Source organism: Mycobacterium sherrisii, assembly GCF_002102355.1.
Classification (GTDB): Bacteria; Actinomycetota; Actinomycetes; order Mycobacteriales; family Mycobacteriaceae; genus Mycobacterium; species Mycobacterium sherrisii.
On the sequence record NZ_LQPT01000019.1, the window covers coordinates 1 to 13,185 of the forward strand.

Annotated in this window: 11 protein-coding genes and 1 pseudogene; 9 read left to right on the forward strand and 3 right to left on the reverse strand. The window is 66.9% G+C overall.

Annotation, left to right across the window (positions count from 1 at the left end; genetic code table 11):
* The 9 genes and pseudogenes from AWC25_RS26335 to AWC25_RS01535 form a co-directional block, all read left to right on the forward strand.
* Positions 1 to 74, forward strand: a pseudogene (locus AWC25_RS26335) (type VII secretion protein EsxI); the annotation flags it as partial.
* A gap of 172 nt (positions 75 to 246) precedes the next feature.
* Entirely contained in the window at positions 247 to 1,038 is a 792-nt protein-coding gene (locus tag AWC25_RS01500; protein ID WP_085166248.1) for a response regulator transcription factor, read from the forward strand.
* Positions 1,035 to 2,543, forward strand: coding sequence for a sensor histidine kinase (locus tag AWC25_RS01505; RefSeq protein WP_069400489.1), 1,509 nt, complete (start codon positions 1,035 to 1,037; stop codon positions 2,541 to 2,543). Before AWC25_RS01500 ends, AWC25_RS01505 begins: the two co-directional genes overlap by 4 nt.
* Positions 2,544 to 2,832: 289 nt before the next feature.
* A complete protein-coding gene (locus tag AWC25_RS27225; protein ID WP_101528525.1) occupies positions 2,833 to 2,922 on the forward strand; it encodes a K+-transporting ATPase subunit F in 90 nt (29 codons plus the stop codon).
* Positions 2,922 to 4,592, forward strand: coding sequence for a potassium-transporting ATPase subunit KdpA (kdpA, locus tag AWC25_RS01515; protein WP_069400490.1), 1,671 nt, complete (start codon positions 2,922 to 2,924; stop codon positions 4,590 to 4,592). Before AWC25_RS27225 ends, kdpA begins: the two co-directional genes overlap by 1 nt.
* 1 nt (position 4,593) lies before the next feature.
* A complete protein-coding gene (gene kdpB / locus AWC25_RS01520; protein WP_085166249.1) occupies positions 4,594 to 6,768 on the forward strand; it encodes a potassium-transporting ATPase subunit KdpB in 2,175 nt (724 codons plus the stop codon).
* Positions 6,769 to 7,710: a potassium-transporting ATPase subunit C gene (locus tag AWC25_RS01525; protein WP_069400492.1), complete on the forward strand. Its 942-nt coding sequence runs from the start codon at positions 6,769 to 6,771 to the stop codon at positions 7,708 to 7,710. It abuts the gene before it with no gap.
* A complete protein-coding gene (locus AWC25_RS01530; RefSeq protein WP_085166250.1) occupies positions 7,707 to 10,286 on the forward strand; it encodes a sensor histidine kinase in 2,580 nt (859 codons plus the stop codon). Before AWC25_RS01525 ends, AWC25_RS01530 begins: the two co-directional genes overlap by 4 nt.
* On the forward strand, positions 10,283 to 10,963 hold the full coding sequence (locus AWC25_RS01535; RefSeq protein WP_069400494.1) for a response regulator: 681 nt from the start codon (positions 10,283 to 10,285) through the stop codon (positions 10,961 to 10,963). The genes AWC25_RS01530 and AWC25_RS01535 overlap by 4 nt, the downstream gene beginning before the upstream one ends.
* 112 nt (positions 10,964 to 11,075) lie before the next feature.
* Here AWC25_RS01535 and AWC25_RS01540 read toward each other — a convergent pair whose 3' ends face one another.
* From AWC25_RS01540 to AWC25_RS01550, 3 genes are read right to left on the reverse strand one after another with little or no spacing between them, the layout of a single operon-like run.
* Complete coding sequence (locus tag AWC25_RS01540; protein ID WP_085166251.1) at positions 11,076 to 12,023, reverse strand: Ppx/GppA phosphatase family protein; 948 nt, start codon at positions 12,021 to 12,023, stop codon at positions 11,076 to 11,078.
* Positions 12,014 to 12,505: a DUF501 domain-containing protein gene (locus tag AWC25_RS01545; protein WP_069400496.1), complete on the reverse strand. Its 492-nt coding sequence runs from the start codon at positions 12,503 to 12,505 to the stop codon at positions 12,014 to 12,016. The genes AWC25_RS01540 and AWC25_RS01545 overlap by 10 nt, the downstream gene beginning before the upstream one ends.
* Positions 12,498 to 13,181, reverse strand: a complete 684-nt coding sequence (locus AWC25_RS01550; protein WP_069400497.1) for an FtsB family cell division protein — start codon at positions 13,179 to 13,181, stop codon at positions 12,498 to 12,500. Before AWC25_RS01550 ends, AWC25_RS01545 begins: the two co-directional genes overlap by 8 nt.
* Positions 13,182 to 13,185 lie beyond the last annotated feature (4 nt).

Genomic DNA, 13,185 nt, shown 5'->3' on the forward strand with positions numbered 1-13,185 from the left:
ACGGGCAGAAGGTGCAGACCGCGGGCAGCAACATGGCCAGCACCGACAGCGCCGTCGGGTCCAGCTGGGCCTGACACCGCTGGCTTCAGGCGGGGCCGCACACCACACGGTGTGCGGCCCCGTTCTTTTGTCGGGCCGCCGATCCCTATCGTGTTTGCCGAGCTCGCCCACCCGAGCCTGGGGAAGATTTGAGGACGCTATGAAGTCCGTGACAACCCGATAAGCGTCTTGCCAGAATGAAACGACATGACAGCATCGCCGGGGTACGCGGGCAGCGCGGGCAGCGCGGCCAGCCAGAGACCGCGCCAAGCCATCCTTGGGCAGCTACCCAGGATCTATCGCGCTGACGGCTCGCCGATCCGGGTGCTGCTGGTCGACGACGAACCCGCGCTGACCAACCTGGTGAAGATGGCCCTGCACTACGAGGGCTGGGTGGTCGAAATCGCCCACAACGGGCGTGAAGCGCTGGCCAAATTCGAGCGAGCCACCCCCGACGTCCTGGTCCTCGACATCATGCTTCCGGACATGGACGGCCTGCGGATCCTGCAGCGGATCCGCGAATCCGACGTCTACACCCCCACGCTGTTCCTCACGGCCCGCGATTCGGTCATGGACCGGGTCACCGGTCTCACCGCGGGCGCTGGCGACTACATGACGAAGCCGTTCAGTCTGGAGGAACTGGTCGCGCGCCTGCGGGGGTTGCTACGCCGGTCCAGTCAGCTGTCGCCGCCGGCTCCGGAAGCCCTGAAGGTCGGCGACCTTCGGCTCGACACCGCCAGCCGCGAGGTCACCCGCGACGGCACCGCGATCGCGCTGTCGTCCACCGAGTTCGAACTGTTGCGCTTCTTGATGCGCAACCCGCGCCGCGCTCTGAGCCGCACCGAAATCCTCGACCGCGTGTGGAACTATGATTTCGCCGGGCGAACCAGCATCGTCGACCTGTACATCTCGTATCTGAGGAAGAAAATTGACTCCGGGCGTGAGCCGATGATCCACACCGTTCGCGGCGTTGGATACATGCTGCGGCCGCCGGAATGACCCGCCAGCGTAATACTCCTTCGTGGTTCCCCCGGTCCCTGCGCCGCCAACTACTGCTGGGCGTGCTGACGGTCGTCACCGTGGTCTTGGTGACCGTCGGCATCGTCTCGGTGCTCAGCCTGCGCGGCTACGTCACCGCGATCAGCGACGCCGACGTCGCCGAATCCCTTGACGCCCTGAGCAACTCGTACAACCGATACCAGAACGGGGAACACACCTCGGCGCACCGCCGGACCCCGCCGGTGTCGCAGGCGATGCTCGAGTTCACCGGGCAGACACCGGGAAACCTGATCGCGATATTGCATGACGGCGTCGTCATCGGCACGGCGGTGTTCTCCGAGGACCAGCCGAAGCCCGCACCGCCGGACGTCGTCAGTGCGATCGAGGCACAATCCTGGTCCGACGGGCCGCCCCGCACCATCCGGATGGGCAGCCTGGGCGCCTACCGCGTCGACAGCCGGATCGAGGGATCCGACCTGCTGATCGTCGGGATGTCGGTGCAACTCGCCGACCAAATCATCGCCCGTAAATACATCACCACCACCGTGCTCGTCGCGACCGCACTGTTGGTCACCGCGGGGCTCACCGCGTGGCTGGTCGGTTACACCCTTCGCCCGCTGCGCCGGGTTGCCGCGACCGCCGCGGAAGTCGCCGCGATGCCGCTCACCGGCGACGACCACCGGATCAGCGTGCGAGTCCGGGAGGAAGACACCGACCCGGACAACGAAGTCGGAATCGTGGGGCACACGCTGAACCGGTTGCTGGACAACGTCGATAGCGCGCTGGCGCATCGGGTCGACTCCGACATGCGGATGCGGCAATTCCTCACCGACGCCAGCCACGAGTTGCGGACCCCGCTCGCGGCGATTCAGGGTTACGCCGAGCTGACCCGCCAGGACAGTTCGGCGCTGCCGCCGACCACCGAATACGCGTTGGCCCGCATCGAATCCGAAGCGCGTCGCATGGCCCTGCTGGTCGAAGAGCTGCTGCTGCTCTCCCGGCTCGGCGAGGGTGAAGACCTGCAGAACGAAGATGTCGATTTGGGCGACCTCGCCATGAACGCGGTCAACGACATCGCCGTCGCGGCACCTACCCATCGTTGGCTCAAAAACCTTCCAGAAGAACCGGTTTGGGTGCGCGGCGACCACGCCCGGCTGCACCAGCTGCTCAGCAACCTGCTCAACAACGCCCGGTTGCACACCCCGCCCGGTGTCACGGTGACCACCGCGATCGTCTGTCACCGTGACGATCCGGCCGCCCCGTACGCCGAACTCACCGTCGCCGACGACGGCCCCGGCATCGACCCGGAGCTGCTGCCGCGGTTGTTCGAGCGGTTCGTTCGCGGGGACGCCTCCCGGTTCGACAGCTCGGGCATCGGGCTGGGTCTTGCCATTGTCAGTTCGATCGTCAAGGCGCATCATGGCTCCGTCGATGCCGAATCCGCGCAGGGCCGAACGGTGTTCCGGGTCCGTCTCCCCCTGACCGACGGGCCGATTCCCGACTGACGGACCCGCGCGTCCGCGACATCTGCTGCGGCGCGGGAGGGTCAACAAAGGGTAAGAAAGACCGCATCAGCGGCGGTCAAGCCGTAAAGAAAGCGTTAAGGGGCGGCGCCGGGAGTAGCCGGCGAGCTTAACCTCGGTCGTGGCCTCCTCCGAGGTCAGGTCACTGATGCCCGAGAACTGTCTGGCATCGATCAGTCATCTAACGAAAGACAAACATGTCCGTGGTGATTTACCTCGTGTTGACTGCGGCGGTGTTCGTCGCGCTTGGCCTGACGCTGAGGCTGGGCTCATGAGCATCGCCAACACCGTGGGACTCATCCTGTCCGTGCTGATCGCCCTGTTGCTGGGTGCCGCGCTGATGTACCCGGAGCGCTTCTAGTGAGCGCCACCGCGGCCGGCGTGGTTTTCCTTGCACTGTTGGTCATAGCCCTGGCCGTCGTCCACGTGCCGCTGGGCGACTACATGTATCGCGTCTACAGCGCCCAAAGCCATTCGCGTGCAGAAAAATTCATCTACCGGCTGATCGGCGCCGACCCCGAGGCCGAGCAAACCTGGAAGACGTATGCCCGTAGCGCACTGGCCTTTTCGGCGGTGAGCGTCGTCTTCCTGTTCGTTCTGCAACTCGTGCAGGACAAATTGCCGCTGCACCTGCACGACGCGGGAACGAAGATGACACCGGCGCTGGCGTGGAACACCGCGATCAGCTTCGTCACCAACACCAACTGGCAGTCCTACTCGGGCGAATCGACGATGGGCCACCTGGTCCAGATGGCCGGCCTGGCGGTACAAAACTTCGTGTCCGCCGCGGTGGGCATGGCCGTCGCCGTCGCGCTGGTTCGCGGATTCGCCCGGCACCGCACCAACGAGTTGGGCAATTTCTGGGCCGACCTCACCCGCGGCACCCTGCGCATCCTGTTGCCGATCTCGGTGCTGGGCGCCCTGATCCTGTTGGCAGGTGGCGTCATCCAGAACTTCCATCTCAACGATCAGGTCGTCACCACGTTGGCCGGGGCCCCGCAAACCCTCCCCGGCGGGCCCGTCGCCAGCCAAGAGGCAATCAAGCTGTTGGGCACCAACGGCGGCGGGTTCTACAACGCCAACTCCGCCCACCCCTTCGAAAACGCCACCGCGTGGACCAACTGGGTCGAGATCTTCCTGCTGTTGGTCATCAGCTTCTCCATGCCGCGCACCTTCGGCCGGATGGTCAACAGCAAGAGGCAGGGCTATGCGATCGCCGCGGTCGTCAGCGTCCTGGCCGTCCTGAGCGTCAGCCTCATGATGCTGTTCCAGCTGCAGCACCACGGCACGGTGCCAACCGCGGTGGGCGCCTCCTACGAGGGCGTCGAGCAGCGTTTCGGCGTGGCCGATTCGGCGATCTTCGCCGATGCCACCACGCTGACCTCAACCGGCGCAGTCGATTCCACCCACGACTCCTACACCAGCCTGGGCGGCATGATGACGATGTTCAACATGCAACTCGGTGAGGTCGCCCCCGGCGGCGTCGGTTCGGGCCTGTACGGCATCTTGATCCTCGCGGTCATCACGGTGTTCGTCGCCGGGTTGATGGTCGGCCGGACGCCGGAATACCTCGGCAAGAAGATCAGCCCGCACGAAATGAAGCTGGCTGCCGGGTATTTCCTGATCACCCCGCTGATCGTGCTGCTCGGCACCGCCAGCGCGATGGCGTTACCGGGCGAGCGCGCCGGCATGGCCAACACCGGACCGCACGGCCTGTCCGAGGTGCTGTACGCCTTCACCTCGGCGGCCAACAACAACGGTTCCGCCTTCGCCGGGCTGTCGGCCAACACGGTCTGGTGGAACACCGCGTTGGGGTTGGCGATGGTCTTCGGCCGATTCCTGCCGATGATTCTTGTTCTTGCGCTGGCCGGTTCGCTTGCGCGCCAAGGGATGACGCCCGCATCGAGCGGGACGCTCCTCACCCATCGGCCGCAGTTCGTCGGCCTGGTGGTGGGGGTGACGGTCATTCTGGTTGCCCTTACCTTCCTGCCCGCGCTGGCGCTCGGGCCACTCGCCGAAGGGATTCATTAAAGTGACCACCGTAACGGATTCGCGCACTCGCCGGCCCGCCGCGCACGCCCCGGGCGGAAAACTTCAGGGCGGGCTGCTGGACCCCGCGCTGCTGCTGAAGTCGTTGCCGGACGCGGTGCGCAAGCTCGATCCGCGCACGTTGTGGCGCAACCCGGTGATGTTCATCGTCGAGATCGGTGCCGTCTGGTCGACGGTGCTTGCCGTCGGCGAGAACAGCTGGTTCAGCTGGCTCACCGTGTTCTGGCTATGGCTGACAGTGCTTTTCGCGAACCTCGCCGAAGCGGTCGCCGAGGGGCGCGGCAAGGCGCAGGCCGACACCCTGCGCAAGTCCAAGGCCGACACCGTCGCACGCCGCCTCGTCGGCTGGCGACCCGGCGCAGCGGACGGAACCGCCGGGAACGAGACCGTGGAAGAGATCGCCGCGCCACTGCTGCAACAGGGTGACTTCGTGGTCGTCACCGCGGGTGAGGTCATTCCCGGCGATGGCGACGTGGTGGAAGGCATTGCGTCGGTGGATGAATCGGCCATCACCGGCGAATCGGCCCCGGTGATTCGTGAGTCCGGCGGCGACCGCTCCGCGGTGACCGGCGGCACCACGGTGCTCTCCGACCGCATCGTCGTCAAGATCACCCAAAAGCCCGGCGAGAGCTTCGTGGACCGGATGATCGCCCTCGTCGAGGGCGCCAACCGGCAGAAGACCCCCAACGAGATCGCCCTGAACATCCTGCTGGCCGCGTTGACCATCATCTTCGTCTTCGCGGTCGCCACGCTGCAGCCCCTGGCGATCTACTCCAAGGTGAACAACCCCGGTGTCCCCGACAGCTCGGCGCTGAGCTCGGACGGGATCAGTGGCATCGTGCTGGTGTCGCTGCTGGTGTGTCTGATTCCGACCACCATCGGCGCGCTGCTCTCGGCGATCGGGATCGCCGGCATGGACCGTCTCGTGCAACGCAACGTGCTGGCCATGTCGGGCCGGGCCGTCGAAGCGGCCGGTGACGTCAACACGCTGCTGCTGGACAAGACCGGAACGATCACGCTCGGGAATCGTCAAGCGTCGGAATTCATTCCGGTGTCCGGCGTGACCCACGCGGACCTGGCCGACGCCGCGCAGCTGTCCAGCCTCGCCGACGAAACCCCCGAAGGGCGCTCCATCGTGGTGTACGCCAAGCAGGCCTTCGGGCTGCGCGCGCGCACTCCCGGCGAGTTGTCCCACGCCACGTGGGTGGAATTCAGCGCGACCACCCGGATGTCGGGGGTGGACGTCGATGGCCGGCAGCTACGCAAGGGGGCGGCCAACTCCGTCTCGGAGTGGGTCCGCAGCCACGGCGGCAACGTCCCGGCCGAACTGGGCGAGACCGTCGACGGCATCTCCGCGGCCGGGGGCACCCCGCTGGTGGTCGGTCAGGTCGAGGGCGACGGAGACGCCGCAAAAGCTCGAGTGCTCGGCGTGATCCATCTCAAGGACGTGGTGAAGCAGGGCATGCGGGAACGCTTCGACGCCATGCGTCTGATGGGTATCCGCACGGTGATGATCACCGGCGATAACCCGTTGACCGCCAAGGCAATCGCCGACGAGGCCGGTGTGGACGACTTTTTGGCCGAGGCCACCCCGGAAGACAAGATGATGCTGATCAAAAAGGAGCAGCAGGGCGGTCGGCTAGTGGCAATGACCGGTGACGGCACCAACGACGCTCCGGCTTTGGCTCAGGCCGACGTGGGTGTCGCGATGAACACCGGAACGTCGGCGGCCAAAGAGGCCGGCAACATGGTGGATTTGGACTCCGACCCCACCAAGCTGATCGAGATCGTCGAGATCGGTAAGCAATTGCTGATCACCCGGGGCGCGTTGACCACCTTCTCCATCGCCAACGACATCGCCAAATACTTCGCGATCATCCCGGCGATGTTCGTGACGATCTTCCCGGGCCTTGACCTGGTCAACGTGATGCGGTTGCACAGCCCGCAATCGGCGATCCTGTCCGCGGTCATCTTCAACGCGATCGTCATCGTCGCGCTGATTCCGTTGGCGCTGCGCGGTGTTCGATACACCCCGAGCCGCGCGTCGAAACTGCTCAGCCGCAACCTCTACATCTACGGACTGGGCGGCATCCTCGCCCCGTTCGCGGGTATCAAGCTCATCGACTTGCTGGTTCAACTCCTCCCCGGGATGGCCTAAATGAATGTCACCAACACCCTGCGCCAACATTGGGCCGCGCTGCGCGCACTGCTCGTCTTCACCGTGATCCTGGGTTTTGGCTACCCGCTGCTGATTTGGCTGATCGGGTTGATTCCGGGCCTACACGAGAAGGCGGAAGGTTCGCTGTTGTCGGTGGCCGGCAAGGCGATCGGCAGCACGCTGATCGGCCAGTCGTTCACCGATTCGTCCGGCAACCCACTGCCGCAGTACTTCCAGAGCCGGCCCTCGGCGGCGGGTAACAACGGGTACGACCCCACGGCCAGCGGCGGCAGCAACCTCGGGCCCGAAAGCGTGGTCGACACACCCGGCGATCCGGCACTACTGGCGGCGGGTAAGTCCGCATCGGATGCCGGCTTCAAGCCGAGCCTGCTGACGCAGATCTGCACGCGCAGCATGTCCGTCGGGCAACTCGAGGGAGACAACAGGGCCCGGCCGTTCTGCACCGGAGGGGGTGTGGGCGCGGTGCTGTCGGTGATCGGCCCGCGGGATGCGCGTGGTTACGTCATCCACCCGACCCGGGTGGTCAGCGTCAACGAGCCGTGCGCGACGACCAAGCAGCCGTTCCTCGACTTGTACGAAGGTGTGCGGGTGGAGTGCGCGAAGTTCGGTGAAGACTATTCCAACGGCCAGATCATGCCGATTCGCGGTGCCGCCCCGGGCACCCCGCAGGTGCCCGCCGACGCCGTCACCGCCAGCGGCAGTGGCCTGGATCCGGACATCTCGCCGGCCTACGCCGAGCTGCAGGTGCCCCGGGTCGCCAAGGCCCGGCACGTCAGCCCGGACCAGATCCGCGCGGTGTTGGCGCAGTACCGCGACGGCCGTGCGCTGGGGTTCTTCGGTGAGCCGACGGTCAATGTCTTGCAGCTCAACGCCGAACTCGACCACCGGTTCCCGACCACGAGTTGGTGGCTCGGGGGATGATGGTTGACGTGAGCGACGTCAACCGCGGGGACTCCCACCCCAAGCGCGGGGAGCTGCGCATCTACCTGGGTGCGGCTCCGGGCGTGGGCAAGACGTTCGCGATGTTGGGCGAAGCCCACCGGCGCTTGGAGCGCGGCGCCGATCTGGTGGCCGCCGTCGTCGAGACCCACGGCCGCCGCAAGACCGCGGAGCTGCTGGAAGGCATCGAGATCATCCCGCCGCGCTACATTCACTACCGCGGCAGCAGCTTCCCCGAGCTCGACGTGCCGGCCGTGCTGGCTCGGCGCCCGCAAGTGGTGCTGGTCGACGAACTCGCCCACACCAACTCACCGGGCAGCAAGAACCGGAAACGCTGGCAGGACGTCGAGGAGTTGCTCGACGCGGGGATCGCCGTGATCTCCACGGTCAACATCCAGCACCTGGAAAGCCTCAACGACGTCGTCGCCCAGATCACCGGGATCGAGCAGAAGGAGACGATGCCGGATTCCATTGTGCGGCAGGCTTCGCAGGTCGAGCTGATCGACATCACTCCGGAAGCGTTGCGGCGCAGACTATCTCACGGCAACGTCTACGCCCCGGAACGGATCGACGCCGCGCTGTCGAACTACTTTCGGCGCGGGAACCTCACCGCGTTGCGCGAATTGGCGCTGTTGTGGCTGGCCGACCAGGTGGACACCGCGCTGGCCAAATACCGCGCCGAGAACAAGATCACCGATATGTGGGAGGCGCGCGAACGCGTCGCGGTCGCGGTGACCGGGGGCCCCGAATCCGAGACGCTGGTGCGGCGCGCCTCGCGGATCGCGTCGAAGTCGAGCGCCGAACTGATGGTGGTGCACGTGATCCGGGGCGACGGCCTGGCCGGGCTGTCGGAAGCCCGGATGAGCAAGATCCGCGAGTTGGCGAACAGCCTGGATGCGTCGCTGCACACCGTCGTCGGCGACGACGTACCCACGGCGCTCTTGGATTTCGCCCGGGAGATCAACGCCACCCAGTTGGTGATCGGCAGCTCGCGGCGGTCCCGGTGGTCGCGGCTGTTCGAGGAGTGCATCGGCCCGACCATCGTGGGGCGCTCCGGCAAGATCGACGTGCACATCGTCACGCACGAAGAATCGCAACACGGCTTCCGGCTGGCGTCCCTGGCGCCGCGCGATCGCCGCATCGCCTCCTGGCTGGCGGCCTGCATCGTCCCGTCGGCCGTCTGCGCGATCACGGTGACCAAGCTGGACCCGTATCTGGACACCGGCGGCGAGAGCGCACTGTTCTTCGTCGGTGTCCTCGCGGTGGGCCTGCTGGGAGGTGTTGCGCCGGCCGCTCTTTCGGCGGTGCTGTCCGGGCTGCTGCTGAACTACTACCTGATCGCCCCGCGCCACAGCTTCACCATCGCCGAACCCAGCAGTGCCATCACCCAATTGGTGCTGCTGCTGATTGCGGTGGCGGTCGCCGTGTTGGTCGACTTCGCCGCCAAACGTGCCCGGGAGGCCCGGCTGGCCGCCCAGGAGGCGGAACTGCTCACGCTGTTCGCGGGCTCGGTGCTGCGCGGCGCCGACCTCGAAACGCTGCTCGAACGAGTGCGCGAGACCTACTCGCAGCGGGCGGTCAGCATGCTGCGCGAGCCCGGTGACGAAGATCGCGCCGCCGGTAAAAAACCGTACATCGTGGCATGTATCGGCAAAGACCCTTGTGTCGCAGTCGATTCCGCCGACACCGCGATCGAGGTCGGCGACGACGAGTTTTGGATGCTGATGGCGGGCCGCAAGCTGTCCGCCCGCGAACGCCGGGTGCTCAGCGCGGTGGCCAAGCAGGCCGCGGGCCTGATTCGGCAGCGCGAGCTGATCGAGGAGGCCAGCCGGACCGAGGCCATCGTGCGCGCCGACGAACTGCGACGCTCGCTGCTCTCGGCGGTCAGCCACGACCTGCGCACCCCGCTGGCGGCCGCCAAGGTGGCGGTGTCGAGTCTGCGGGCCGAAGACGTCGCGTTCTCCCCCACCGACACCGCGGAATTGCTGGCCACCGTCGAGGAGTCGATCGACCAGCTGACCGCGCTGGTCGGCAACCTGCTCGACTCGTCGCGGCTGGCCGCCGGCGTGGTGCGCCCCGATCTGCGCCGGGTGTATCTGGAAGAGACGGTACAACGCGCACTGGTCAGCGTCGGCAAGGGCGCCACCGGCTTCTACCGCTCCGCGATCGACCGGGTCAAGGTCGACGTGGGCGATGCGGTGGCGATGGCCGACGCCGGGCTCCTGGAGCGGGTCCTGGCCAACCTGATCGACAATGCGTTGCGCTACGCACCCAATTGCGTGGTGCGGGTCAATGCGGGCCGGGTCGGTGACCGGGTGTTGATCAACGTCATCGACGAGGGTCCGGGCATCCCGCACGGCGGCGAGGATCAGTTGTTCGAACCGTTTCAGCGGCTGGGCGATCACGACAACACCACCGGTGTGGGGCTGGGCATGCCGGTCGCGCGCGGGTTTGTCGAGGCGATGGGGGGCAGCATTCAGGCGGGCGATACGCCGGGGGGTGGGCTCACCGTCGTCGTAGACTTGGCCGCACCGACGCAACCGATTGGTAGTCAATGACTCGCGTGTTGGTGATCGACGACGAGCCGCAGATCCTGCGCGCGTTGCGGATCAACCTGTCGGTGCGCGGCTACGAGGTCGTCACCGCGGCGACCGGTGCCGGGGCGCTGCGGGCCGCCGCCGAACACAAACCCGACGTGGTGATCCTGGATCTGGGCCTGCCCGACATCTCCGGCATCGAGGTCCTCGGCGGCCTGCGCGGCTGGTTGACCGCGCCGGTGATCGTGCTGTCGGCGCGGACCGACTCCTCGGACAAGGTCGAGGCGCTGGACGCCGGAGCCGACGACTACGTCACCAAACCCTTTGGTATGGACGAGTTTCTGGCACGGTTGCGAGCAGCGGTCCGGCGTAACGCCGCAGCGTCGGAGATCGACGAGCCGGTGGTCGAGACCGACTCGTTCACCGTCGACCTGGCCGCCAAGAAGGTCACCAAGAACGGCAAAGAGGTACACCTCACGCCGACCGAATGGGGCATGCTGGAGGTGTTGGCACGCAATCGCGGCAAGCTGGTGGGCCGCGAGGAACTACTCAAGGAAGTGTGGGGGCCGGCATACGCCACCGAAACCCATTACCTGCGTGTGTACCTCGCGCAACTACGGCGCAAATTGGAAGACGATCCGTCCCATCCCAAGCACTTGGTGACCGAGTCGGGTATGGGCTACCGATTCGAAGTCTGAGTGTGCGCTGACGGTTTTGGGCGTGCACGGCGGGCGCCGACGCGCCGGGCGGGGCGGCCGCCACCGCACACCGAAAGCCGGGAATGCACACCCTAACCGGCCGGCCGGCGCGTCAGGGCGAGGTGACCGACAACACGATGCCGTCGAGGATGTCGTGCTCGCTGACCGTCAACTCATCGATGCCGGCCCGGGCGCGCAATTCGCGCGCCAACTCCTGGACCACGATCGCGCCGCCGCCGATCACGTCCGCCCGGCCCTCGTGCATCGGCGACAGCGCCGCCCGCTGCGCCCGGGTCATACCGATCAGCCGTTCGCACACCGCCGCCAGATCGGCCCCGCTCACCCGCGAAAGATGAATGGCGGCAGGGTCATACGCCGTCATATTGTGCGCCAGCGCCGACAGCGTGGTCATCGTGCCGGCCAATCCCACCCAGGTTCGGGCCTGTTCGACGGGCACGGCCTGCAGCGCGGGGCCGAGCCGGTCGCGGACGAACTGCCGCGCCGCCTGAACCTGCGCCGGGGTGGGCGGATCGTCATGCAGGCAGCGCTCGGTCAACCGGACACAGCCGATGTCGGCCGAGTAACTCGCCACGACCTCATCGGATCCGAGCACAATCTCGGTGGATCCGCCGCCCAGGTCGACGACCACGAAAGGCCCTCGGGCACTATCCAATTCACCGACCGCCCCGCGAAACGACAACGCCGCCTCTTCGACCCCGGTGATCACCTCGGCCACCGCGCCGGGCAGCACGCCACCCAGCACCTCACCCGTCATCGCGAAGAACTCGTCGCGGTTGCCGACGTCGCGGGCGGCGGACGTGGCGACCATCCGCACCCGCTGCACACCATGGGTTTTCATCAGCTCCGCGTAGTCGGCCAGCGCGACCCTGGTCCGCTCGATCGCCTCCGGCGCGAACTGCCCGGTGGCGTCGACGCCCTGACCCAGCCGCACGATCCGAGTCTCGCGGTGCACGTCGCGTAGCTTGCCATTCGAGACGTCGGCGATCAGCAGCCGAATCGAGTTGGTACCACAGTCCACACCCGCAGCCCTCAACGCCATGTTTCACCGTCCAGGACCCCGGCCATGGCCGACTCGGCGGCCAACAGCGCCAGTGCCTCGTCACCCAACGGGTTGACCCCGGGCCCCTTGGCCAGCGAATGCGCGATCAACACATGCAGGCACTTGACGCGATCCGGCATGCCCCCACCGGAAAATGTCGTCCCGAGCGGCTCGATCGCATCACGCTCCGCGAGATATGACTCGTGTGCGCGCCGATACGCGGTGGCCAGCTCGGGGTCGGCGTGCAAGCGCTGAGTCATCTCCCGCATCAGCCCCGTCGTTTCCAGCCGGCTCGCCGCGGCGGTCAGCGCCGGATGCGTCAGGTAATACAACGTCGGAAAAGGAGTTCCGTCAGGCAATTTCGGCGCGGTCTTCACCACGCCGGGCTCACCGTTGGGACAACGGTAGGCAATCTCGAGCACACCGCGCGGTTCGCGTCCCAGCTGGCGCGCCACGGCCTCCAGGTCGGCACGATCAACCACCGGGCGTCGGGGGCCTCGGTGCATCCGGCGGTGCGGGGCCGGCCGGTGGCAGGTGCGGGGTGTCGGCGATGGTGTGCCACAACGACGAATACCACGGGCCGTTGCCCGCGGGCTTGGACGTCTCGTCTCCGGGCTGGGCCGGCACCGCCGCGGTCGGCGGAAGTTGCACCTGGAACGGCGTGTCGCCCGGCATCACGAAACCCAACCGCTCCCGGGCCTGGGCCGCGATGTACGCCGGGTCGGCGAGCTTGATCTTCTTCTGCTCGAGATCGGCGATCTGACGCCGCAATGCCGCCTCGCTGGCGGACAATTGAGCCATTTCGGTGCGCTGGGCGAAGTACGTGCGGACCGGACCGGCGATGGTCAACGTCAGCACGCAGACCACCCCGGCCAGCACCGCCGCACGCCGGGCGGTGAATCCCAGCCGCTGCTCGGATCGCTGCTCGAGCGACTCGGTGATCTGCCGCTTGATGGGCTCGACGATGTGCTCGGCGGTGCTCCGAGCCGTCGAGGCGTTGTGCCCCTTCGCCGACCGCGACGACGGCTTCGGGGACGCCTTGGAGGCCGGCTTGGCCGAGGGTTTGGCGGCCCGACCGCGCCGGACCGAATCACCCGCTTTCCCCGGTCGTGCTGCCGGGGAGCGGCGCTTCGGATCCGGCCGTTTCGCGTCGGGCATGTCG